The 23,362-nt window shown below is 31.0% G+C and carries 15 protein-coding genes and 4 tRNA genes; 5 read left to right on the top strand and 14 right to left on the bottom strand.

Annotation, left to right across the window (positions count from 1 at the left end; genetic code table 11):
• Positions 1-87: 87 nt before the first annotated feature.
• The 4 genes from K0040_RS14565 to K0040_RS14550 all read right to left on the bottom strand — a co-directional run bounded on the left by K0040_RS14565 (position 88) and on the right by K0040_RS14550 (position 5,284).
• Positions 88-780 carry a response regulator transcription factor gene (locus K0040_RS14565; protein ID WP_228109494.1) on the bottom strand — a complete coding sequence of 231 codons (693 nt, stop codon included), beginning with the start codon at positions 778-780 and terminating at the stop codon, positions 88-90.
• 68 nt (positions 781-848) lie between these two features.
• Positions 849-1,532: a TVP38/TMEM64 family protein gene (locus K0040_RS14560; RefSeq protein WP_228109493.1), complete on the bottom strand. Its 684-nt coding sequence runs from the start codon at positions 1,530-1,532 to the stop codon at positions 849-851.
• Entirely contained in the window at positions 1,525-2,115 is a 591-nt protein-coding gene (locus K0040_RS14555; RefSeq protein WP_228109492.1) for a hypothetical protein, read from the bottom strand. Before K0040_RS14555 ends, K0040_RS14560 begins: the two co-directional genes overlap by 8 nt.
• Positions 2,116-3,037: 922 nt before the next feature.
• Positions 3,038-5,284, bottom strand: coding sequence for an ATP-binding cassette domain-containing protein (locus K0040_RS14550; protein ID WP_228109491.1), 2,247 nt, complete (start codon positions 5,282-5,284; stop codon positions 3,038-3,040).
• Positions 5,285-5,360: 76 nt separating this feature from the next.
• Between K0040_RS14550 and K0040_RS14545 the strand changes: the two genes are divergently transcribed.
• Positions 5,361-6,305: a helix-turn-helix transcriptional regulator gene (locus tag K0040_RS14545; RefSeq protein ID WP_228109490.1), complete on the top strand. Its 945-nt coding sequence runs from the start codon at positions 5,361-5,363 to the stop codon at positions 6,303-6,305.
• 335 nt (positions 6,306-6,640) lie between these two features.
• Here K0040_RS14545 and rlmD read toward each other — a convergent pair whose 3' ends face one another.
• Positions 6,641-7,993, bottom strand: coding sequence for a 23S rRNA (uracil(1939)-C(5))-methyltransferase RlmD (gene rlmD / locus K0040_RS14540; protein WP_228109489.1), 1,353 nt, complete (start codon positions 7,991-7,993; stop codon positions 6,641-6,643).
• Positions 7,994-8,012: 19 nt separating this feature from the next.
• On the bottom strand, positions 8,013-8,735 hold the full coding sequence (locus tag K0040_RS14535) for a pseudouridine synthase (protein ID WP_228109488.1): 723 nt from the start codon (positions 8,733-8,735) through the stop codon (positions 8,013-8,015).
• 198 nt (positions 8,736-8,933) lie between these two features.
• Between K0040_RS14535 and fba the strand changes: the two genes are divergently transcribed.
• The 4 genes from fba to K0040_RS14515 all read left to right on the top strand — a co-directional run bounded on the left by fba (position 8,934) and on the right by K0040_RS14515 (position 14,822).
• Positions 8,934-9,797: a class II fructose-1,6-bisphosphate aldolase gene (gene fba / locus K0040_RS14530; protein WP_018592009.1), complete on the top strand. Its 864-nt coding sequence runs from the start codon at positions 8,934-8,936 to the stop codon at positions 9,795-9,797.
• Between the two features lie 838 nt (positions 9,798-10,635).
• A complete protein-coding gene (locus K0040_RS14525) occupies positions 10,636-11,136 on the top strand; it encodes an NADH-quinone oxidoreductase subunit NuoE family protein (protein ID WP_228109487.1) in 501 nt (166 codons plus the stop codon).
• A gap of 12 nt (positions 11,137-11,148) precedes the next feature.
• Entirely contained in the window at positions 11,149-13,038 is a 1,890-nt protein-coding gene (locus tag K0040_RS14520) for an NADH-quinone oxidoreductase subunit NuoF (RefSeq protein WP_228109486.1), read from the top strand.
• Positions 13,039-13,061: 23 nt separating this feature from the next.
• Positions 13,062-14,822, top strand: coding sequence for an NADH-dependent [FeFe] hydrogenase, group A6 (locus K0040_RS14515; RefSeq protein ID WP_228109485.1), 1,761 nt, complete (start codon positions 13,062-13,064; stop codon positions 14,820-14,822).
• Between the two features lie 76 nt (positions 14,823-14,898).
• Here K0040_RS14515 and hprK read toward each other — a convergent pair whose 3' ends face one another.
• The 8 genes from hprK to K0040_RS14475 form a co-directional block, all read right to left on the bottom strand.
• Positions 14,899-15,831, bottom strand: a complete 933-nt coding sequence (hprK, locus tag K0040_RS14510) for an HPr(Ser) kinase/phosphatase (protein WP_265588895.1) — start codon at positions 15,829-15,831, stop codon at positions 14,899-14,901.
• Positions 15,832-15,835: 4 nt separating this feature from the next.
• Positions 15,836-17,650 carry an excinuclease ABC subunit UvrC gene (uvrC, locus tag K0040_RS14505; protein ID WP_228109484.1) on the bottom strand — a complete coding sequence of 605 codons (1,815 nt, stop codon included), beginning with the start codon at positions 17,648-17,650 and terminating at the stop codon, positions 15,836-15,838.
• A 192-nt stretch (positions 17,651-17,842) separates the two neighbouring features.
• Entirely contained in the window at positions 17,843-20,668 is a 2,826-nt protein-coding gene (gene uvrA, locus K0040_RS14500; RefSeq protein WP_228109483.1) for an excinuclease ABC subunit UvrA, read from the bottom strand.
• Entirely contained in the window at positions 20,668-22,638 is a 1,971-nt protein-coding gene (uvrB, locus tag K0040_RS14495; RefSeq protein ID WP_228109482.1) for an excinuclease ABC subunit UvrB, read from the bottom strand. The genes uvrA and uvrB overlap by 1 nt, the downstream gene beginning before the upstream one ends.
• A gap of 330 nt (positions 22,639-22,968) precedes the next feature.
• Positions 22,969-23,044 (bottom strand) — tRNA-Lys (locus K0040_RS14490).
• A gap of 7 nt (positions 23,045-23,051) precedes the next feature.
• A tRNA-Asp gene (locus tag K0040_RS14485) sits at positions 23,052-23,128 on the bottom strand.
• Between the two features lie 16 nt (positions 23,129-23,144).
• Positions 23,145-23,220, bottom strand: a tRNA-Val gene (locus K0040_RS14480).
• A gap of 15 nt (positions 23,221-23,235) precedes the next feature.
• Positions 23,236-23,309: transfer RNA gene (locus K0040_RS14475), tRNA-Gly, on the bottom strand.
• Between the last annotated feature and the right edge of the window lie 53 nt (positions 23,310-23,362).

Below are 23,362 nucleotides of genomic sequence, written 5' to 3'. Positions count from 1 at the left end.
TTAAACGCTCCTTTTTTTAGTTTATGACCTTATAATAAGGCATGGTGTTTAAGAATTAATAAAATAAGTCTTAAGAAAGTCTAAAGTTTACTCGCTCATCTTAAAGCCTATTCTCCAAACAGTTTGTATATACTCTTCTGATGGATTTGCCTTGGAAAGCTTTGAACGAATATTGCTAATGTGTACATTTATAGTATTTTCATCACCAAAGAATTCATCATTCCACACATGTTCGTAAAGATTTGATTTTGTAAAGACCTTCTTAGGATATTTCATCAATAATTCTAAAATCAAAAATTCTCTCTTAGTAAGGTTAACTTGGGTACTGCCTACTTCTACTAAAAATTTTTCTACATCTACAGATATATCTTTATAAGTTAACTTATTATTTTTATTGGGAGAACTTGAGGACTGGTTATACCTTCTCAGCTGTGCTTCAATTCTCGCAAGAAGTTCATCATTATTAAATGGCTTAACAATATAATCATCAGCACCAGACTTCAATAGATTAATGGTAGAAGTTTTATCACTCTTTGCTGTAAGCCCTATGACTGGAACATTACTATATTTTCTTATTTCATGAAGTACCAATTCTCCCTTAAGCCCAGGAAGCATAAGATCAAGCAGTATTAAGTCAATTTTATTATTAAAAACCATCAGAGCTTCAGTGCCTGAATAAACTGGTCTTGCATTGTAGCTATTTTGCTGCAGCAAATCACAAATCATATTACTTATGTCGCTATCATCTTCTATAACCAATATTGAAATTTTATTATTCATTACGTCTTAACACCTGCCTAAAATTCTAGTTTTTTTATATATTACCATAGTTAAAAATTTTATGAAATTCATCTTATCTTAATGATAGAAACTAACTTTTTTTCTATCATATCACCATTTTTGGCTATACATATAACAACTAAAGCTAATACTCCCCAAACCCACAATGGCATTATTATTTTTGTAGAACCTAATGCTGATGCAGCAAGTATTTCCCAAGGTCTTGTAAGCATCATTATTATAACATATCTACTCAAACTTATCTTACTAAGTCCTGCTACAAAACCGATAGCATCATCAGGGAAAAACGGAAGAAATAATAGTAGTATAAGTAATAGTTCCCCTTTCTTGGATGAAAAATGTTGTTCATACTTATTTAAAAGTTTAGGGTTTATAAACTGTTCAGCAAAAGTTCTTCCAAATCTTCTCCCAAGAATAAAAACTACAGTAGAACCGCTTAAGATTGCCAGTATGCTTATAAAAAATGAACCCCACATGCCAAATACTGCCCCACCTACCACTGAACTTACATTGCTAGGTATTGGAGCAATAATAACGGATATGAACTGAACAATAAAAAACACTATATGGGCTTTCTTGCCATATCCCTCAATATATTTCTTAAATTCTTCAGCTGATGACATATAATTTAAAATACCACTTGATTTCATATAAACAAATATCCCTATGAGTCCAACCATAATCGTTATTATATAAAAGTTAAATTTTATTTTATCCTTAGGTTCATTCATATATTGCACTCAGCCTCCTTGTTCTTAATTTTTTTGAATATGAATTGCTCTTTAATACTTTTATTTCTTTGAGATTACCTTTATAAATCATTCTACCTCCAATGTTCAGCAAGTGTTGAGGTCTAACCAGATTTCTTGATATCTTAATATCTACAATGCCACTTTCCTTTAAGATGTGATATACAAATTCTGAGCATAAAAAGCTATAATCGCTACATACTGGTTTGTTTAACAAGCTATGTACAAGCCCCTTATAGTTATATTTATAAAGGTGGCTATTAGAAATGAAATGCTCTAATAGTACCTTTGCCTTTTCATACTGCCCCTTGGATACCTCAATCTCAATTATTGCACCAGGCAAGGTATTACAAATCTTGTATACACCTTCGTTGATATCCTCTTTTCTAAACCTTCCAATAAAGGGATTGTACGTGTTCCTTCTTCCAAAGCTATACATATGATTGAGTTCCTCATCTAAAGAAATAGCTGCATGAGTATACTCATCATTTTTAAAAATTCGGATGAGATTAGACATCACAGTATTTGTTCTTGTAAGAACTATATATAAATGAAATTTTTCCATTATGAAGCACCTCCATGAATTTAATTGATGTACTCATTATGATATATAAAGTTAAAGAACCAATAAAAAAAGTCTAAAGAAACTCTTAATTTGTTTTTTAAGTATATAAACCTTACCCCTAACAGAAAATTTTCCCTCAAACCGTAGTTCAAGGGAACATAAAACACACTTCAATATTTACTTAGAAACCTTCAATGCCTTTGATATCAGCCTATTGTCCCTTTATAATAAAGTTCTGCTTATTTTCCCTCTTTTTTCATTTCCTCTTTCAAAATCAGAAGCAAAACTATATTAAAATTAGAATAAAGATTTGATAAAACCGGGGGAAGGATTCAGGGAATAGGGATTAGAAATGGGTAAAAAAGAAGGATAAAACCATTGAATAAATGAAGGATTTCCCCTTATTATTTCAATCTTTTATCCATTTTTATGCTCCTTGAACCTTAGTCATTATGCCTATTTCTTGCTTTTCTCTCTTATCTTTTTTCCTGCCTTTACTTCCTGGTTTTATTCTTTCCTTTATTCCTTTTTCCTGTATTTACTTCCTGCTTTTCTTCCTTTATTATTGGAAGGAATTTTTGAAGTAAGCAGAACTTTATTATAGAAGAAGCAGGACCTTATTTAAAAGAGCAGGACTTTATTCTAGATGACAACGCTCTTGTAATCAAGACAACACATTCCACATGCCTTGAGGTGACAATAAAGGTGTCGTAGATTGATATTATACCCTTAGCGGTTACTATGCAATGGTAAAGTTAGTAAAAATTTATAGCCGTCCAGCAACACCAGTACAATGTATTTTGAAAGTAAATGAATAAGTTTTCTATCCATCAACCTATTATACCCTTACTACTTCTGGCAAGGATAGATTAACAAGCAATTAAATCCACTCTGTATCCTTCATTATCTAAAATGATTATTCCTAAAGATATTTCCTTAAATGTCTTCCTGTAATTGATTTTTGGGATCTCAATATCCCTTCAATTCTCCCTTGATATAATAAATACCCACCTTCCTCTCCAGCATATGGTCCCAAGTCTATAATCCAGTCGGCAATACGCATTATATCTAAATTATGTTCAATAATTATTATTGTGTTATCTCCAGATAATCTCTTAAATATCCCTATCAATCTATCAATATCCTTTACATGTAGACCTGTTGTTGGCTCATCAAAGACATAAATACTTCCATTTAAGTTTAAATTGATAGATAGCTTTAATCTTTGTAGTTCTCCTCCAGATAGTGTATCTAAGCTCTGTCCTAAAGTTAAATATCCAATCCCTACATCTATTAATTGCTGTAAAATTTTATTAATTTTAAAGTATTTAAAATAGCTTAAAGCATTTTCAATTGATAAATCCAATACCTGACTTATATTCAAACCATTTACCTTATATTTAAGTGATCTATCATTGTATCTTTTTCCATTGCATGCTTCGCATTGGCTAACTATGTCATCCATATATGCTAAGTCTAGTTTTATATAACCTTTGCCTCCACATTCTGGGCAAGCACCCTTGGAATTAAAACTAAAGTAAGATGGAGATATGTTATTTTTTTTGGCAAAGATATCTTTAATGTTATCAAATATCCCTATATAGCTTGAAACTGTTGATCTGACATTTGTATATATCTTCTTTTGATCAATAAAAATAGCTTCAGGATATCTCTTTCTAAATTCGATATCCATAAGTGATGATTTCCCTGAACCTGCAACTCCAGTTACTACAGTAATTGCATTTTTAGGTATCTTAATATTTATATTCTTTAGATTGTTTGCCTTTGCTTTATTAACTTCTATCCACTCTTTAAAAGTCTTTATTTCATTGTTTAATTCATTCTTCTTTTTAAATTCCCTTGATGTCAGCGTCTCTGCAGTTAGAAAATCTTCATATCTTCCTGAAAAAATTAACTCTCCACCTTTTTCTCCTGATCCTGGTCCTAATTCTACTATATTATCAGCAATCTTTATCATATCAATATCATGTTCAACAATTAATACTGTATTTCCTTTCTTCTTTAAATCTATCAATAATCTATTTATCCTCAATATATCTTCTGGATGCAAACCTACACTTGGTTCGTCTAAGATATATAATAGATCTACAAGACTGCTTCCAAGTTGCTTTATGATCTTTATTCTTTGGGATTCTCCTCCTGAAAGAGTTCCAGTATTTCTACTTAAACTTAAATAATCAAGCCCTACTAATCTAAAATTATATAGATCTTTTAAAATTGAATCTATCAATTCTTTTACATTTTTTATGCTTAAACTCTCTAGCTCAATTATTAAATTCTCTATACTAAGTCTACAATAATCATAGATGTTTTTATCATTTATTTTACATTTTAAGATATTTTCGTTTAACCTTGCTCCATTACATTTTGGGCAGATAATTTCTCTTGCATATTTATCTATTTCATGTTTATAAACTCTACCTTCCCTAATATCCTTTTTAAAAAAAGCTTTTTCTATTCTTGGTATTAATCCATCATAAATTGCTGATTTTGGATATTTATGACTTGGATTTTCTAATTTTATTTCATCTACATATAATAACAGATGAAGTTCCTTCTCATTATAATCACTGATTTTTTTGTCATTATCAAACAAACCAGACTCTACATACCTACTCCATCTAAATCCTCCTACTTGAAATGTAGGAAATAGAATTGCTCCTTCATTTAGCGATTTATTTTTATCTATAATCTTTTCTGTATCAATATCCCTTATCTTTCCAATTCCCTCACAAACTTCACACATACCTTTTAGATTATTAAAAGAAAAGCTATCTGAATATCCTACAAAGGGCTTTCCAAACCTAGAAAATAAGAGTCTAAGTTTTGAATATATATCAGTTACTGTTCCTACTGTAGACCTGCTATTATCTCCAATCTTTTTTTGATCTATAATAATTGATGGTGATAGTCTTTTAATCTCATCACATTTTGGCTGTGGAAACTTCCCTAATCTTGTTCTAATAAAACTGGAATAGCTCTCATTCATCTGCCTTTGTGATTCTGCAGCAATGGTGTTAAATACTAAGGCAGATTTTCCTGAACCAGATGGCCCAACTACTGCTGTGATTTCTTTCTTTGGAATACATACATCAATATTCTTTAAATTCTTTTCTCTTGCTCCTTTTACTATAATTTTATCTTTCATAACATCCCCCTTAAACTTTTAATAAAATAAGTATATAATGTAAACATGACACTAATTGTCACTTTAAGGAGGAAATATGAATAAGACTACAATATTGTTCGATTTAATTTGGTTTGTGAATTCAAAAAAAGAATTTACAGCAAGAGAAGTTGCAAATGAGTTTAATATATCCGTAAGAACTGCTCACAGATATATAACTGATCTTTCAGATATGGGCATACCTATATACTCAAAGCAAGGCAGAAATGGAGGTTATAAAGTACTAGATAATCAAGTATATCCCCCTATACTTTTTTCAAAAGATGAGATATTTGCAATTCTTTTCTCTTTTAACTATCTTGGCAATTATAATAATTTACCTTTTAATTTAAGCATTAGCTCAGTTAAAGAAAAAATATACTCACTTTTGCCTAAAGATACTTTAAATGAATTTAAAGAATTAGATAATACACTTCAAATTAATGAATATGGATTTAAACATGATACACCTTTTTTAAAAGAGATAATAGCTGCTGCTATAAATAAGAATATAGTATTGATGCAATATAACTCCCCCAAATCAAAGACACATAAGAAGATTGTTCCACTAGGAATTTATGCATATGATGGCAAATGGTATTCTCCTGCTCTTGATATAGACTTAATGGAATACAGATTATATCGTGTAGATAGAATAATAGACTTTGAAAAAAGTATGGATACTTTTGAAAATCTCATGTCTTTAAAAGAATGGTTATCAAACTATCCAATTAACAATCCAATTGATTTACATGTAAAATTAAATAGAATTGCCTATTTAGAATGTAAAGACATCTATTTTTTGCAAAACGATCTAGAGTATATTGATAATAATTACTACACACTTAAAAAGACAATTGATTCAAATGAAATTCCTTTTTATACAAAACTCCTCTTAAAGCTTGGAACAAATGCAAAGGTAATTCAACCTTCGGAGTTAGTCGATAGTTTAAAAAGAGAAATTATGTGTATGTATAATCTATATGATATTAAATCTAAATGAGATGATCAATGACATAAATATCATCCATTAACTCAATCTTTTTATAAAAGAATAATTAAAGTATCTAATGTTACATATCCGTTGTCATCATTCCAATTATCCAATATCATCTGTCAAATGCCCTATTTAAAAGGGTCAAAAATCGGTGTTTTTTTTAGCCAATTTTTGACCCGAATTTCGCCCTCAAACCACTATATGTTGTGGTCAAATCCTATTAATTTCTCCTCTGAACCACAATACGTCATCAGAATTATACTCTCCATCGTAGGATGTTCCCAATCACACTTCGCTCTGCTCGTCTTCTTGGACATTCCTGACATGAGACGTACATCTGCTTACTTAGTAAGCAGTGTTACGACTTCAACGTGTGGTGTATTTGGGAACATGTCCATACACTTAACTTTCTCAACCTTATATCCATAAGATTCGAATCCTTTTATATCTAAAACTAAAGTCTTAGGATTACATGAAATATAAACTATCTCATTAGCACCAAATCCAGAAATATCTCTTATAGCATCTTTGTGAACACCAGGTCTTGGTGGATCAACTATTATTAAATCTGGCTTTTCAGATAGAGTCTTAACAACTTTAGCCACATCTCCAGCTATAAATTCACAGTTATTAAGCCCATTTAATTTAGTGTTTTCGTTAGCTGCAACAACAGCTTCTTCTATTATTTCTATACCATAAACTTGTTTCGCAGCACTTGCCATAACTTGCCCTATAGTTCCAGTTCCACTGTATAAATCAAATAATACTTTTCCTTCATGATCTCCCACAAATTCTCTGGCTATACTGTATAATTTTTCAGCACCTTTAGTATTTGTTTGGAAGAATGAGAATGGAGATATTTTAAATCTAAGCCCTAAAACTACTTCTTCTATATAGTCTCTTCCATGTAAAACTCTTAACTCATCACAATTAACTGCATCAGCAAGACCATCATTTATAGTGTGTAATATACTTACTACTTCTGATTTTGTACCAAGATTTAATATCATATCTTTATACTCAGTCATGTCAAAATCTTCTTGCGTTGTAGTTACTATATTAACCATTAATTCATTTGTGTTAACACCTTTTCTAACTACTAAGTTTCTTAAATAACCTTGGTGAGAATTTATTCTATAATAAGGAAGATTCTTTTCTGCAAAATATTCAACTGTAGAAGTTAATACTTTTATAAAATCTTCATCTACTAATCTACAATCATCAACAGTTATAATATCTAAATGTCTTCCTTTTTTGTGCATTCCTAAAGTAAGAGGTCCACCTTTTACTTCATCTCCAAAAGTATACTCCATTTTATTTCTGTATAATCTTTCAACTGGACTTCCTTCTATTCCTAAAAATTCAAATTCTTCTATTCCTTGTTCTTCAAATAAATTTAGAACTTGTTCGCCTTTTATTTCTAATTGTTTTTCATAAGGTACTGATAATATGGAACAACCTCCACATGCACCAAAATGGTCACATACTGGTGAAGTTTCTATTGGTGAATTTTCTATTACTTCAAGTAATTTTACTTCAGCTTTTTCACTCCTTGCTTTTTTAACAACAGCCTTTACTTTTTGACCAGTAATTCCGCCCTTCATTTTTACTTTTCTTTTTCCTATTAAAGTTGAAGACTCTCCTCCAAATTCCATAGAACCTACTTCAAATTCAATTATGTCTTTTCTCTTCACTATAATTTCCTCCGCTCTTTTATCTTTCTTCTATTAATTTAACTTCTTCATCAGTTAATTCTCTATATTCACCTAGACTTAATGTTTCATCTAGTTTTAATTTGCCCATAGACAGTCTTTTCAAGTATACTACTTTTTTGCCCACACTCTCAAACATTCTTTTTACTTGGTGAAATTTACCTTCATGTATAGTAAGTTCTATTTCAGATGTTTCTCCACTTTCTAGAATTTTAAGCTGAGAAGGCATAGTTTCATACCCATCATCTAAAGTTACACCTTCTTCAAAAGCCTTTACATCTTTTTCTGTTACTACACCATCAATTTTTGCATAATAAGTCTTTGGTACATGCTTTTTAGGTGATAATACTCTATGAGCCAATTTACCATCATTAGTTAAAACCAAAAGTCCCTCTGTATCCTTGTCCAATCTTCCAACAGGAAAAGGTTCAAATGCCAGATAAGATGAGTCTATTAAATCTAAAACTATTGGATCTCTTTTATCAAAAGTTGCTGATAAATATCCATCTGGTTTGTTCATCATTATATAAACAAATTCTCTATATCTTACTAATTCATTATTAAATTCTATTTTATCAGTATCAGTATCAACTTGTGTCCCAGGATTTGATATTACTTTATCATTTACCTTGACTAGTTCTTTTTTACAATAAACTTTTATTTCTGCTCTACTTCCATATCCTACGTTAGAAAGAATTTTATCTATTCTTAATTTTTTCGCCACTTTGCTTACCTCCTTAAGAAGTATTTTTATTTAAATAATTTATTTCCATATTAAATAGCATAATCACTATTATATATTATAATTGAAATTTTTGCTTATTATAATTGGGTCTATACTCTTTTTTGTTTTAGTTATATAATATAAATGATGGGTAGGTTTTATAAATTTTAAACTTAATTAAAATTTGGAGGTTTAAATATGTTAGTTTCTGCAAGAGAAATGCTAGTTAAAGCAAGAGAAGGAAAATACGCAGTAGGTCAATTCAATATAAATAACTTAGAATGGACAAAAGCAATATTATTAACTGCACAAGAAAATAATTCACCAGTTATTTTAGGAGTATCTGAAGGTGCTGGAAAATACATGGGTGGATACGATACAATAGTTGGAATGGTAAATGGTTTAATAAAAGGATTAAACATAACAGTTCCAGTTGCTCTACACTTAGACCACGGTTCTTATGAAGGAGCTAAACAAACTATAGAAGCAGGATTCTCTTCTGTAATGTTCGATGGTTCTCATTATCCATTTGAGGAAAACGTAGCTAAAACTAAAGAATTAGTTGAAATAGCTCATTCAAAAGGCATATCTGTAGAAGCTGAAGTAGGTTCTATAGGTGGAGAAGAAGACGGTGTTGTTGGTGCTGGTGAAGTTGCTGATCCACAAGAATGCAAAGCTATATCTGAATTAGGAATAGATTTCCTTGCTGCTGGTATAGGAAATATTCATGGTAAATATCCTGAAAACTGGACTGGATTAAACTTCGAAGTTTTAGGAAAAATAAACCAAGCTACAGGTTCTATGCCTTTAGTATTACACGGTGGAAGTGGAATACCAGAAGAAATGATAAAAGAAGCTATATCTTTAGGCGTTGCTAAAATAAATGTTAATACTGAGTGTCAAGTTGTATTTGCTGAAGCTACTCGTAAATATATAGAAGAAGGAAAAGATTTACAAGGTAAAGGATTTGATCCTCGTAAATTATTAGCTCCAGGTGTTGATGCTATAAAAGCATGCGTTAAAGAAAAAATGGAACTATTCGGTTCTGTAAACCAAGCATAATTTTAATAGTTTAATTTAAAATTCCTCAAAGATAGATGTAATTTTTATTACATCTATCTTTTTTTAATTTCAACTACTTTAAATAGAAGCCATTCTTACATCCATTGACCACATTATAAAAAAATTTTTAAATTAAGGAATAATCAATTTATTAACATTATATACATATATATATAACTACTTGCTTTCATCATTTGAGTTCTTTTGTCAGTTTTTATTTATTAAAATCTATATTTTCATATATTTCATTACTTGTTTTTGTAATTTTCGACATTTATTTTTATTTTCACTGTTTCCATTTATAATGTTTTAAATATATTAGGTTGTTATATCTTGTTATTTATTTAACATTATTTTGCAATTAATTTATCCATTTATAACAAAAATAAATAATTTATTACTTTGGATAATCTGTTATTATTATATTCATTTTATTTTTTCAGAATATTTAAATTATTCTTTAATATTTAATTTATTTATCATACTCTACTTAATTTTTTTAATTTAATGATTAATTTTTTAGTATTTTCCTTACTTTATTAAAAGAAATTCTAAATTCCTTGATTTTTTTATAATTATTCTATATTTGAATTATAATTTTTTATTAGCTTTTTAACATATCCTTATACTATAATATAAAGTAGAATTACAAATTTTTCTATATTAGTATTTTTTATATATTTTTATAGAAATTTTTAAATGTTAAATTTTTAACTCTATAAATTTTTAGTTAGCTAATTTTATAAATACATCCTCTTAAAATTTATAGAATGTATTTTAAGTTTTTGCTGTTAATTATTTACTATGACTAACTTCAAAATGAAAAGGGGGAATTTGCATGTGCAATTTTGTTTCACAAAACAAAAAATTATTTGATGAATTAGATAGCTTAATCGCTGCTCTTCCTGAGGCTGATGAGAGTGCATTAATATATGTACTTAAAGAAGCTCAAGGTATATTTGGCTATCTACCAAAAGAGGTTCAACTTTATATAGCAGGAAAATTAAATCTTTCTCCTGCCAAAGTATACGGCGTTGTTAGCTTCTATTCTTATTTCTCTACTACTCCAGTTGGAGAACACAAAATTAATGTATGCTTAGGAACTGCTTGTTTCGTTAAAGGGGCAAACGCTGTTCTTGAAGAATTCGAAAAACAATTGGGAATTAAATCTGGAGAAACTACTCCTGATCTTAAATTCACTATTGAGTGTTTAAGATGTGTAGGTGCTTGTGGACTTGCTCCTGTTGTTGTTGTTGATGGTAGAGTATATAGCCGAGTTACACCTGATGATGTTACAGGTATAATAAACGACTATAAAGAAGTAGAAATGAGCTGTTAGGGGGGATAATACATGAAAAGAATTAATTCTTATGCTGAATTAGAAGCTGCTGTTGAAGGGTACAAACCTCTTCTTGATTTAAGAAAAAAAGACGGCGTTGATGGTGTTCCTACAAAAAGAGAAATATTAGTTTGTGGTGATACTGGATGTGCTTCTTCTGGTAGTATAAAGGTTTTAGAAGCCTTACAAGATGAAATAAAAAAAGCTGGTCTTGAAGATGTAGCTAAAGTTGAATTAACTGGATGTTTTGGATTCTGTGCTGTTGGTCCTATAGTAAAAGTTTATCCTGATAACGTTTTCTATGTGCATCTTTCTCCAGAAGATGCTAAGGAAATTGTTGAAAGTCATATAAAAAATAATGTAGTTGTTGAAAGATTATTATTTGAAGAGCCTTCATTAGATAACTTAAGAGTTAATAATGAAAAAGATATGTCTTTCTATAAAAAACAAGAAAAGATAGCTTTAAGAAATCTTGGTGTTATACACCCAGAGCGTCTTGAAGAATATTTAGCTAACGGTGGATATTTAGGTCTTGGAAAAGCTTTGAATGAAATGACTCCTGAACAAGTTGTTGCAGAAATGAAAGCTTCAGGACTTAGAGGTAGAGGTGGAGCTGGATTCCCTACGGGAGTAAAATGGGAAGCATCTGCTAAAAACCCTCCTGTTAACGGTAAAAAATTTGTTGTATGTAATGCTGATGAAGGTGACCCAGGTGCCTTTATGGATAGATCTTTATTAGAAGGTGATCCTCATAATGTATTGGAAGCTATGGCAATCTGTGGATATGCTATTGGTTCTGATATAGGATATATCTACATAAGAGCTGAGTACCCTCGTGTTATCGAAAGACTAAAAATAGCTATAGCTGCAGCTGAAGAAGCTGGTCTATTAGGTGAAAACATAATGGGTAGCGGATTTAACTTTAAACTTGAATTAAAATATGGTGCTGGTGCTTTCGTTTGCGGTGAAGGTACTGCTTTAATGCACTCTATAGAAGGTAAACGTGGTGAGCCTAGAATGAAGACTTTCTCTTCTTCTAAACACGGTTTATGGAATGCTCCTACTTGCTTAAATAATGTTGAAACATTCGGTAATGTTCCAGTTATAATAACTAAAGGTTCTGATTGGTTTACTTCTTATGGTACAGAAGATTCTAAAGGTACTAAAGTTTTTGCATTAGGTGGAAAAGTAAACAATGTTGGACTTGTTGAAGTTCCTATGGGTACTACACTTAGAGAGATCGTTTATGAGATAGGTGGCGGTATTTTACATGATAAAGAATTTAAAGCTGTTCAAACTGGTGGACCATCTGGTGGTTGTATTTCTACTAAAGATTTAGATACTCCTATAGATTATAAGTCTTTAGCTTCTATAGGCTCTATGATGGGTTCTGGTGGTATGCTTGTTCTTGATGAAACTGACTGTATGGTTGAAATAGCTAGATTCTTCTTAGACTTCTCTGTTGAGGAATCTTGTGGTAAATGTACTCCTTGTCGTATAGGTACAAAGAGATTATATGAATTATTGGACAAAATCTGTGAAGGTAAAGGATGCGAGCAAGACTTAGTTGATCTAAAAGATTTAGCATTAACTGTAAAAAATACTGCTTTATGTGGTCTAGGAAAATGCGCCCCTAACCCTGTATTAAGTACTATGGATTGTTTCTATGATGAATATTTAGCTCACGTTAAAGACCATAAATGTCCAGCAGGAAAATGTAGTTCTATGTTAGACTTTGTAATTACTGATGATTGTATTGGTTGTGGATTATGTTCTAAAAACTGTCCAGTTGATGCAATAAGCGGTGAAAAGAAAGAAAAACATATTATAGATACTTCTGTATGTATTAAATGTGGTACTTGTATAGAAAAATGTAAGAAGGGTGCAATTGTTAAAAGATAATTACGCTAAGGAGGGGTTTATTAATGAGTTTAGTTAATTTAACTATAAATGGCAAAGCTGTTTCAGTTCCTTCTGATACAAAAATATTAGAAGCTGCAAAACAAGTAAATGTTAAAATACCAAGCCTATGTCATTTACATATGGATGATATAAAATTTGATAACCATTGTGCATCTTGTCGTGTATGTATGGTTAGTGCTGGAAGAGGATTAGTTCCTGCTTGTGGTACATTAGTTAGAGAAGGTATGGTTGTAAATACTAATTCACCAGAAGCATTAAAATATAGAAAGAATGTTGTTGAATTAATGTTATCAGACCATCCAAAAGATTGTTTGTCTTGTATTAAGAGCGGAAATTGTGAATTACAAGATATTGCTGCAGATCTAGGAATAAGAAATGTAAGATTCTCTGATGGAGACCAATCTTATGTTCCTGTTGATACTTCTACTAAATCTATAGTTAAAGATCATGCAAAATGTATACTATGTAGAAGATGTGAAACTATGTGTAACGAAGTTCAAACAGTTGGTGTATTATCTGGTATCAACCGTGGATTTGGTACAGAAGTTTCTACTTTCTACGGTGTTGATTTAGTTGATACTAACTGTACTTTCTGTGGACAATGTATAAGCGTATGTCCAACAGGTGCTTTAATAGAAAAAGATAATACTGCTGAAGCTTGGGCTGCTCTAGGTCAAAAAGAAAAACCAGTTATGGTTCAAACTGCTCCAGCTGTAAGAGTTGGTTTAGGTGAAGAATTTGGATTAGAGCCAGGTTCTATATCTACTGGTAAAATGGTTGCTGCATTAAAAGCTTTAGGATTTGATTATGTATTTGATACTAACTTTGCAGCTGACTTAACTATAATGGAAGAAGCTAATGAGTTTGTAAATAGATTTGTTAAAGGTGAAAAGCTTCCTATATTAACTAGCTGTTGTCCAGCTTGGGTTAACTTTATGGAACATGAATTCCCAGATTTATTAGGATACTTATCTACTTGTAAATCTCCACAAAGCATGTTCTCTCCAATAGCTAGACACTACTTTGCTGAAAAAGCTTTAGGTAAAAAACCTGATGAAGTAATTGTTATGTCTATAATGCCTTGTGTTGCTAAAAAATACGAAGTTTCAAGAGAAGAATTAGGTCAAGATGGATATTTAGATACTGATTTATCATTAACTACTAGAGAATTAGCTAGAATGATAAAAGAAGCTGGTGTAGATTTAGCTAACTTAGAAGAAGCTGAATTTGATAGTCCACTTGGATATTCTACAGGAGCTGCTGATATATTCGGTGCTACTGGTGGTGTTCTTGAAGCTGCACTTAGAACTGCATATCATGATATAACTAAAGAAGAAGCTCCATCTCTAGACTTTACAGTAGTTAGAGGTATGGACGGAATAAAAGAAGCTTCTTTAGAAATAGCTGGTCATACAGTAAATGTAGCTGCTGCAAGTAGTTTAGGAAATGCAAGAAAATTAATGGATGAATTAAGAGCTGGAACTTGTAAGTATCATGTAATAGAAATCATGGCTTGTCCTGGTGGATGTGTTGCTGGTGCTGGTCAACCTTATCATGGTGGAGACTATGATAAAGTTAAATCAAGAGCTAAAGCTTTATATGAAATAGATGCTAATAAACCACAACGTCTTTCTCATGCTAACCCAGATATCATCAAATTATATGATGATTTCCTAGGTGAAAGAGGCGGACACAAATCTCATGAATTACTTCATACTGAATACTATGATAAAAGTAATGTATTTGCTGACGCTGAATGCTAACAGCTAATAATTTACCTATTAATTAAAAATTAAAAGGAGTTATGATATTTTTAAAATATCATAACTCCTTTTTAATTTATTTATCAATTACTTGAGATAATTTTTGTGTAAATTCTTGAGCTGCATCTATACCCATTCCCTTTTGTCTAAAATTCATAGCTGCAACTTCAATTATCATAGAAGTATTTCTTCCTGGTTTAACAGGTATTACTAGTTTTTCAACTTGTCTTCCTAGTATTTCTTCATATTCTCTGTCTAAACCTAATCTATCATAATACTTTTGTTGATTCCAATTTTCCAGTTCAATTACTATATCAATAGCTTTTTGATTTTTTATGGCTCCAACACCATATAAACTCTTTACATCTATTATGCCAATTCCTCTGATTTCCATATAGTGTTTTAATATTTCAGGTGCTTGTCCTACTAATCTACTATCATCAACTTTTCTAATTTCAACGGCATCATCAGCTACAAGTCTATGACCTTTTTGGATTAATTCTAAAGCAGTTTCTGACTTACCTATGCTACTCTCACCTTTTATCAACACACCTATACCATATACATCTACTAAAACTCCATGCATAGTAACATGAGGTGCCAGTTTGTTATCTAAATAATTAGATAGTCTATTTATAAACCTTGTAGTATTGCATTTACTACTTAAAACAACTCTATTATATTTTTTAGCACTTGCTATTATGTCTTCATCTATATCTAAATCCCTTGTGACTATTAACACAGGTATTTCATAAGAGAAAAACTTATCTAGTCTTTTTTCTCTTTCTTCTTTTTTTATATTTTGAAAATAAGTATATTCTGTTCTTCCTATTATTTGAATTCTCTCATATGGAAAATACTCAAAATATCCAGCTAATGGCAGGCCTGTTCTATTTACATCTTCTGACTCTACGTAGTATTCTTTACCTTTTGGCATATATACTACTTCCAAATTTAAATCCTCAACTAATTGAGATATATATACTATGTCTTTTACTGTTTCTATCAATTATTTATTCTCCCTTTCTAAAATAATCATAAATATTTTCTGCTACACTTTTATTTAGCCCTTCTACCTTAGATAATTCCTCTACTGATGCGTTTTTTATATCTTCAATACTTTTAAAATTAGATAATAAAGCTTTTTTTCTTTTTTCTCCCACACCAGGTATATGGTCTAAAGAAGATTTCGTTAATGATTTATTTCTCAAGCTTCTGTGATAACTTATAGCATAGTTGTGAACTTCTTCTTGTATACTTGCAACGAATCTATATAAATTTGATGTTTTATCTAGTTCAATTTCCTTTGATGCACATATTAATCCTTTTGTTCTATGTTTATCATCTTTATACATTCCCCATAAAGGAATATCTATTCCATATTTATCAAAAACTTTTTTTACAGCACTAACTTGACCTTTTCCACCATCTAGTAATATTAAATCAGCAAAATCCCCTTTTTGCAATCGTCTATCTAAAATTTCTGCCATAGAGTCATAGTCATTGGGACCTTCTACAGTTTTTATTCTGTATCTTCTATATTCTTTTTTATCTTTAAGTCCATTTGTAAAAACAACCATAACACCTATGGAATCTACACCTTGTATGTTAGATATATCATAGGACTCTATTCTTCTTGGTGGTTCTTCCAAACCTAGTACTTCCGCCAGCTCTATTAAAGCCCCTTCGCTTTTTTCATATTTTCTTTTATTTAAATTAGAGAATTTTTCTAAATATTCCATGGCATTCTTCTTAACCATTGATATCAGACTTTTTTTATCTCCTTTTTGTGGAACCCTTATAAATACTTTTTGACCTTTAATATTTGATAACCACTCTTCAAGAACTACCTGATCTTCTATTTCGCATTCAATGATAATTTCCTTTGGAATATATTCTGCTTTCAGATAGAATTGTTTTACAAAAGAGCTAAGTATAGATTCCTTACTAGAATCTTTTGTTCCTTCTAATATGAAGTGCTCTCTTCCAACAATTTTCCCATGTCTAATGAAAAATGATTGCACACAAGCTTCTTCATCATTATAAGCCATAGCAATGATATCTTGATTAACATCATCTGTAGATACATCAATTTTTTGTTTTTGCATCATATCTTGAAGGTTTATTATTTTATCTCTGTATAGAGCCGCTTCTTCAAAATTAAATTCCATAGAACATTTATTCATTTTTTCTTTTAAAATTTCTATTAAAGTTTCTTCTTTTCCAGATAAAAATAATAATATTTCTTCTATCATTTTGTTATATTCCTCTTTTGAAACATTTCCAGTACAAGGTCCCACACATCTTTTTATATGAAGATTTAAACAAGGCCTCATATTACTTTTTATAGCTCTTTCAATATCTACATTGCAAGTTCTTATGGGATAAATATTTCTTATAACATCTAAAGTATCATTGACTGCTTCCACATTTGTATATGGTCCAAAATATTTTGCCTTATCTCTAAGTACTCTTCTAACTTTTAATACTCTTGGGAAATCCTCATTCACTGTTACTTTTATATAAGGATACGTTTTGTCATCTCTTAGCAACACATTGTACTTTGGTCTATATTTTTTAATTAAATTACATTCTAAAATTAAAGCTTCTAGCTCTGAATCAGTGATTATATATTCAAAGGATTTGATATTTTTAACCATTGATTTTACTTTAGAAGAATGATTTTTTGATGATTGAAAATATTGTCTTACTCTATTTTTTAATGAGATAGCTTTTCCCACATAGATTATTTTGTCATTTTCATCCTTCATTAAATATACTCCAGGCTCAGCTGGTAGTTTTTTTAATTGCTCTTGTATATCAAACACTTTTTCCTCCAAAAATCCGCTTCCCTTATATCGCTAACTAGCTACCTTCGCTACCGCTTTGAGCCACTGCATGGGTGACTCACTTCAGGTAACTGCGTTGCTCAAAGTTCATTCCTATAATAAAACTTCTAATCTTTATATATAAAAATCAGAAGTTTTTCTTTAGTCTTTTAAAATATTTAATTTCCATACTTATTCAAAATACTTTTTCAGGAATTGTCCCGTGTATGAACCTTTTACTTTAGATACTTCTTTAGGAGTTCCAGTGGCTATTATTTTTCCACCTTTGTCTCCTCCTTCTGGCCCTAGGTCTATAATATAGTCACTAGTTTTTATAACATCTAAATTATGTTCTATAACAACTATAGTATTTCCTGTATCAGCTAACTTTTGTAAAACATGAACTAACTTATCAACATCTGCCATATGAAGTCCCGTTGTAGGTTCATCAAGAATATATAAAGTCTTTCCTGTTGGTCTTTTACTTAATTCTGTTGCAAGTTTAATTCTTTGTGCTTCTCCTCCTGATAACTGAGTTGAAGGTTGGCCAAGTTTAATATAAGAAAGTCCTACATCCATTAGTGTTTCCAGCTTTCTTTTTATTGATGGTATGTTTTCAAAGAACTTTACTGCTTCTTCCACATTCATGTCTAAAATATCCGCTATACTCTTGTCTTTATATTTAACTTGTAAAGTTTCTCTATTGTATCTCTCTCCTTTACATATTTCGCAAGGGACATAAACATCAGGCAAGAAATGCATTTCTATTTTAATTATACCATCACCTTTACAAGCTTCACATCTGCCACCTTTAACATTGAAACTAAATCTTCCTTTTTTGTATCCTCTAGCTTTAGCTTCATTAGTTGTAGCAAATAAGTCTCTTATTTGATCAAATACACCTGTGTAGGTTGCAGGGTTTGATCTAGGAGTTCTTCCTATTGGGCTTTGATCTATATTTATTACTTTATCGATATTTTCAATACCTTGAATTTCTTTATGTTTTCCAGGTCTTTGTCTTAATCTATTAACCTTACTTGCTACACCCTTGTATAAAATAGAGTTAATTAATGAACTTTTACCTGATCCTGATACGCCAGTTATACATACAAATTTCCCAAGAGGTATCTTTGCATTAATGTTTTTTAAGTTATTTTCTGTGGCACCTTTGATTTCTATAAAGTTCCCATTACCTTCTCTTATGCTATCAGGTATTTCTATTACTTTTTTACCACTTAAATATAATCCCGTCATTGAATTAGGATTTTCTAATATTTCATCTAAAGTACCCTGAGCTACTATTTCTCCACCATGAATACCTGCACCTGGCCCTATATCTACTACATGGTCAGCTTCTCTCATAGTATCTTCATCATGTTCAACTACAATTAATGTATTTCCAAGATCAGTCAAATGTCTCAAAGTTCCTATTAATTTTTCATTGTCTCTTTGATGAAGTCCTATACTTGGCTCGTCTAGTACATATAAAACTCCCACTAAAGCAGAACCTATTTGAGTAGCAAGCCTAATTCTTTGCGCTTCTCCTCCTGATAAAGTTCCAGCTTTTCTTGATAAAGTTAAATATTCAAGTCCAACATCCTTTAAGAAAGATGCTCTTTCATTTATTTCCTTTAAAATTTCATGGGCTATAAACTTATTTTTTTCACTTAGCTCTAAGTTTTGAACAAAATTTAATAATTCTTTTACAGATAAATCTGTAACTTCCATTATATTTTTTCCACCTATTAAAACAGATAGCACTTCTTTTTTAAGCCTATTACCTTTACATTTTGGACAAGGTCTTTCAGCCATATATTCTTCTATTTTATCTCTTGAATATTCTGAGTTAGTTTCTCTATATCTTCTTTCAAGGTTTACTATTACACCTTCAAAAGGAGCTTTATATTCTCTTCTTCCACCAAATTTTGAATCAAATATAAATTGAACCATTACATTATTTTCACCGTAAAGTAATTCTTGAACAAAATCTTCTGGTAAGTCCTTAAATGGTGTATCTAAAGATACATTAAAATGCTCTGCTAAACTTTGCACCATTTTACTATAATATGTATCATCACTTGTACTTACACTTCCCCAGGCTGCTATAGCTCCTTGTTTAATACTTAATTCCTTGTTTGGTATAATAAGATCTGGGTCAACTTCTCTACTTTCTCCTAGACCTTTACATACATCACAAGCACCAAAAGGAGCATTGAATGAGAACATTCTTGGTGATAATTCTTCGATTCCTATTCCATGTTCTGGACAAGCAAATTTAGTAGAAAATAATATTTCTTCTCCGTCTATTATTTGAGCTATAACAAGCCCATCAGACAATTTGACAGCCGTTTCTATGGAATCAGCAAGCCTTCCTTCTATTCCATCTTTTACAACTATTCTATCTACAACAACCTCTATATTGTGTTTTTTATTTTTCTCTAAGTTAATCTCATCGCTTACTTCCTGATTTTCTCCATTAACTCTTATTCTTACGAAACCATCTTTAGCAATACTCTCTATAAGTTTTTTGTGTGTTCCTTTTTGACCTCTCACTACTGGAGATAAAATTTGAATCTTTGTTCTTTCAGGTAATTCAATTACTTTATCTACTATTTCTTGTATGGTCATTTGAGATATTGGTTCACCACATGTAGGGCAATGTACATCCCCAACTCTTGCAAATAAAAGCCTTAAGTAATCATAAATTTCTGTTACAGTACCTACTGTAGAACGAGGATTTTTTGATGTTGTTTTTTGATCTATAGATATTGCTGGTGATAAACCTTCTATATATTCCACATTTGGTTTTTCCATTTGACCTAAAAACTGTCTAGCATAAGCTGATAAACTTTCCACATATCTTCTTTGACCTTCTGCATAAATAGTATCAAAAGCTAAAGAGGACTTTCCAGAACCCGATAGCCCTGTGAAAACTATAAACTTATTTCTAGGAAGTTCTATACTGACATTTTTAAGGTTGTGTTCTTTTGCGCCTTTTATAATGATTTTATCTTCCATTAATTCTTTATCCTTTCTTCCAACTCTTTTATCTTATCTCTTAGCTGAGCTGCTCTTTCAAATTGTAAGTTTTGTGCAGCTTCCATCATTTCTTTTTGTAGCGTTTCTATATTATTTTTAACTCCATATTCATCTTTACTCTCAGCAATTCCAAATACAACTTCTTCATCAGCTGGTTTAAGTGTTTCTATACTATCCCTAACTTCTTTAACAATAGTTTTAGGAGTTATTCCGTTTTCTTCGTTATATTGAGACTGTATTTCCCTTCTTCTCTTAGTTTCTTCAATAGTTGCTGCCATAGAACGTGTAATCTTATCAGCATACATTATAACTCTACCTTCCGAGTTTCTAGCCGCACGTCCTACTGTCTGTATTAATGAAGTTTCAGACCTTAAGAAACCTTCTTTATCAGCATCTAATATTGCAACTAAAGAAACCTCAGGTATATCCAAACCTTCTCTAAGTAAGTTTATACCTACTAATACATCAAATTTGCCCAGTCTTAAGTCCCTAATTATTTCTGTTCTTTCCAGTGTATCTATATCTGAATGTAAATATTTAACCCTTATTCCTATCTCTTTTAAATAGTTAGTTAAATCTTCACTCATTTTCTTAGTTAAAGTTGTAATTAATACTCTTTCTTTCCTTTCAACAACCTCATTTATTTCACCAACTAAATTATCTATTTGATTTTCAATTGGCCTTACTTCTATAACCGGGTCCAATAAACCTGTTGGTCTTATTATTTGCTGTGCCACAGTTGTAGAATGCTCTATTTCATAAGGCCCTGGTGTTGCAGAAACAAACAGTACTTGATTTATATTTTCTTCAAATTCAGAGAAATTTAAAGGTCTATTGTCATAAGCAGAAGGTAATCTAAATCCATTTTCTATCAATGATTGTTTCCTTGAGCGGTCTCCTGCATACATACCTCTAACTTGAGGAATAGTAACGTGAGATTCATCTACTATTAATAAAAAATCATCTGGGAAGAAACTCATTAATGTATAAGGTTTTTCACCTTCTTCTCTTCCTGTTATATGTCTTGAATAGTTTTCTATTCCCTGACAAGTACCTATTTCATTAAGCATTTCTATATCATATTTAGTTCTTTGTTCAATTCTCTGAGCTTCTATTAATTTATCATTTTCTTTAAAATATTGAACTCTTTCTAATAGCTCTTTTTCAATAGCTTCCACTGCATGAGCAACTTTTTCTGGAGTTGTAACATAGTGTGATGCTGGGAATACTGCTATATAACTTCTTGTTCCTAAAATTTTCCCTGTAACATAGTCAATTTCCACTATTCTATCTATTTCATCACCAAAAAATTCTATTCTTATAGCTTTTTCATCATCACTTGCTGGGAATAATTCTAAAATATCTCCTCTAACTCTAAAAGTTCCTCTAACAAAGTTAATATCATTTCTTTCATATTGTATGTCAACTAATTTTCTTATAAGTGTATCTCTATCAATTTCCATTCCTGTTCTAATAGATAACATAAGTTTTTTATAATCGTCCGGATCTCCTATACCATAAATACAAGAAACAGAAGATACTACTATTACGTCATCTCTTTCTAATATAGATGCTGTAGCTGAGTGTCTCAGTTTATCTATTTCATCATTTATACTTGAATCTTTTTCTATGTATGTATCACTAGATGCTACATAAGCTTCTGGTTGATAGTAATCATAATAACTTACAAAGTATTCAACTGCATTATTAGGGAAAAACTCTTTAAACTCACTATATAATTGAGCGGCTAAAGTTTTATTATGAGCCAGGATCAAGGTTGGTTTCTTTACCTCTCTAATTATATTTGCCATAGTAAAAGTTTTACCCGAACCTGTTACCCCTAGTAATGTTTGAAATTTTTCATCCTTATTAATTGAAGTAACAATCTCTTTTATTGCTTCTGGCTGATCCCCGGTTGGCTTAAAAGCTGATTGAATTTCAAAATCCATATCTCCTCACTCCTTTAGAACATCCGTTCCGTATAATTACAATAATAATTATACCATAATAATTCTATTATTGACCTTTTGTATGAACATTTATTATAAAATTTATTCATTAATATATATTACCCATTTAAAATAATTTAAATAATTTATAATATAATGTTTTAACAATAAACCTTACATCTTCAGGGGTTTATGAATAATGAGTAGTAAATAATGAATTATTCAATAAAAATAGAGCTTATATAAAAATAAGCTCTGACTCTCATCATACATTTTATTTTAGTAAAATAAAAACCATGTATAAATTTATACATGGTTTTTATGAATAATTGGTGACCCATCGGAGATTCGAACTCCGGACACCTTGATTAAAAGTCAAGTGCTCTACCGACTGAGCTAATGAGTCATGATTATGGCGACCTGGAAGGGGTTCGAACCCTCGACCTCCAGCGTGACAGGCTGGCATTCTAACCAACTGAACTACCAGGCCGCGTTTGTGTTTTTAATGGTGGGACCAACAGGGCTCGAACCTGTGACCCCCTGCTTGTAAGGCAGGTGCTCTCCCAGCTGAGCTATGGTCCCGGGAATTAATTAAATTGGAGCGGGTGAAGGGGATCGAACCCTCACAGCCGGCTTGGAAGGCCGGAACTCTACCATTGAGCTACACCCGCATGGTGACTCATAGGGGAATCGAACCCCTGTTACCGCCGTGAAAGGGCGGTGT

Origin of the sequence: Terrisporobacter petrolearius (genome assembly GCF_020748185.1) — a bacterium.
In the GTDB taxonomy this organism is placed as follows: Bacteria; Bacillota; Clostridia; order Peptostreptococcales; family Peptostreptococcaceae; genus Terrisporobacter; species Terrisporobacter petrolearius.
This window is presented reverse-complemented; position numbering and strand designations above follow the sequence as displayed.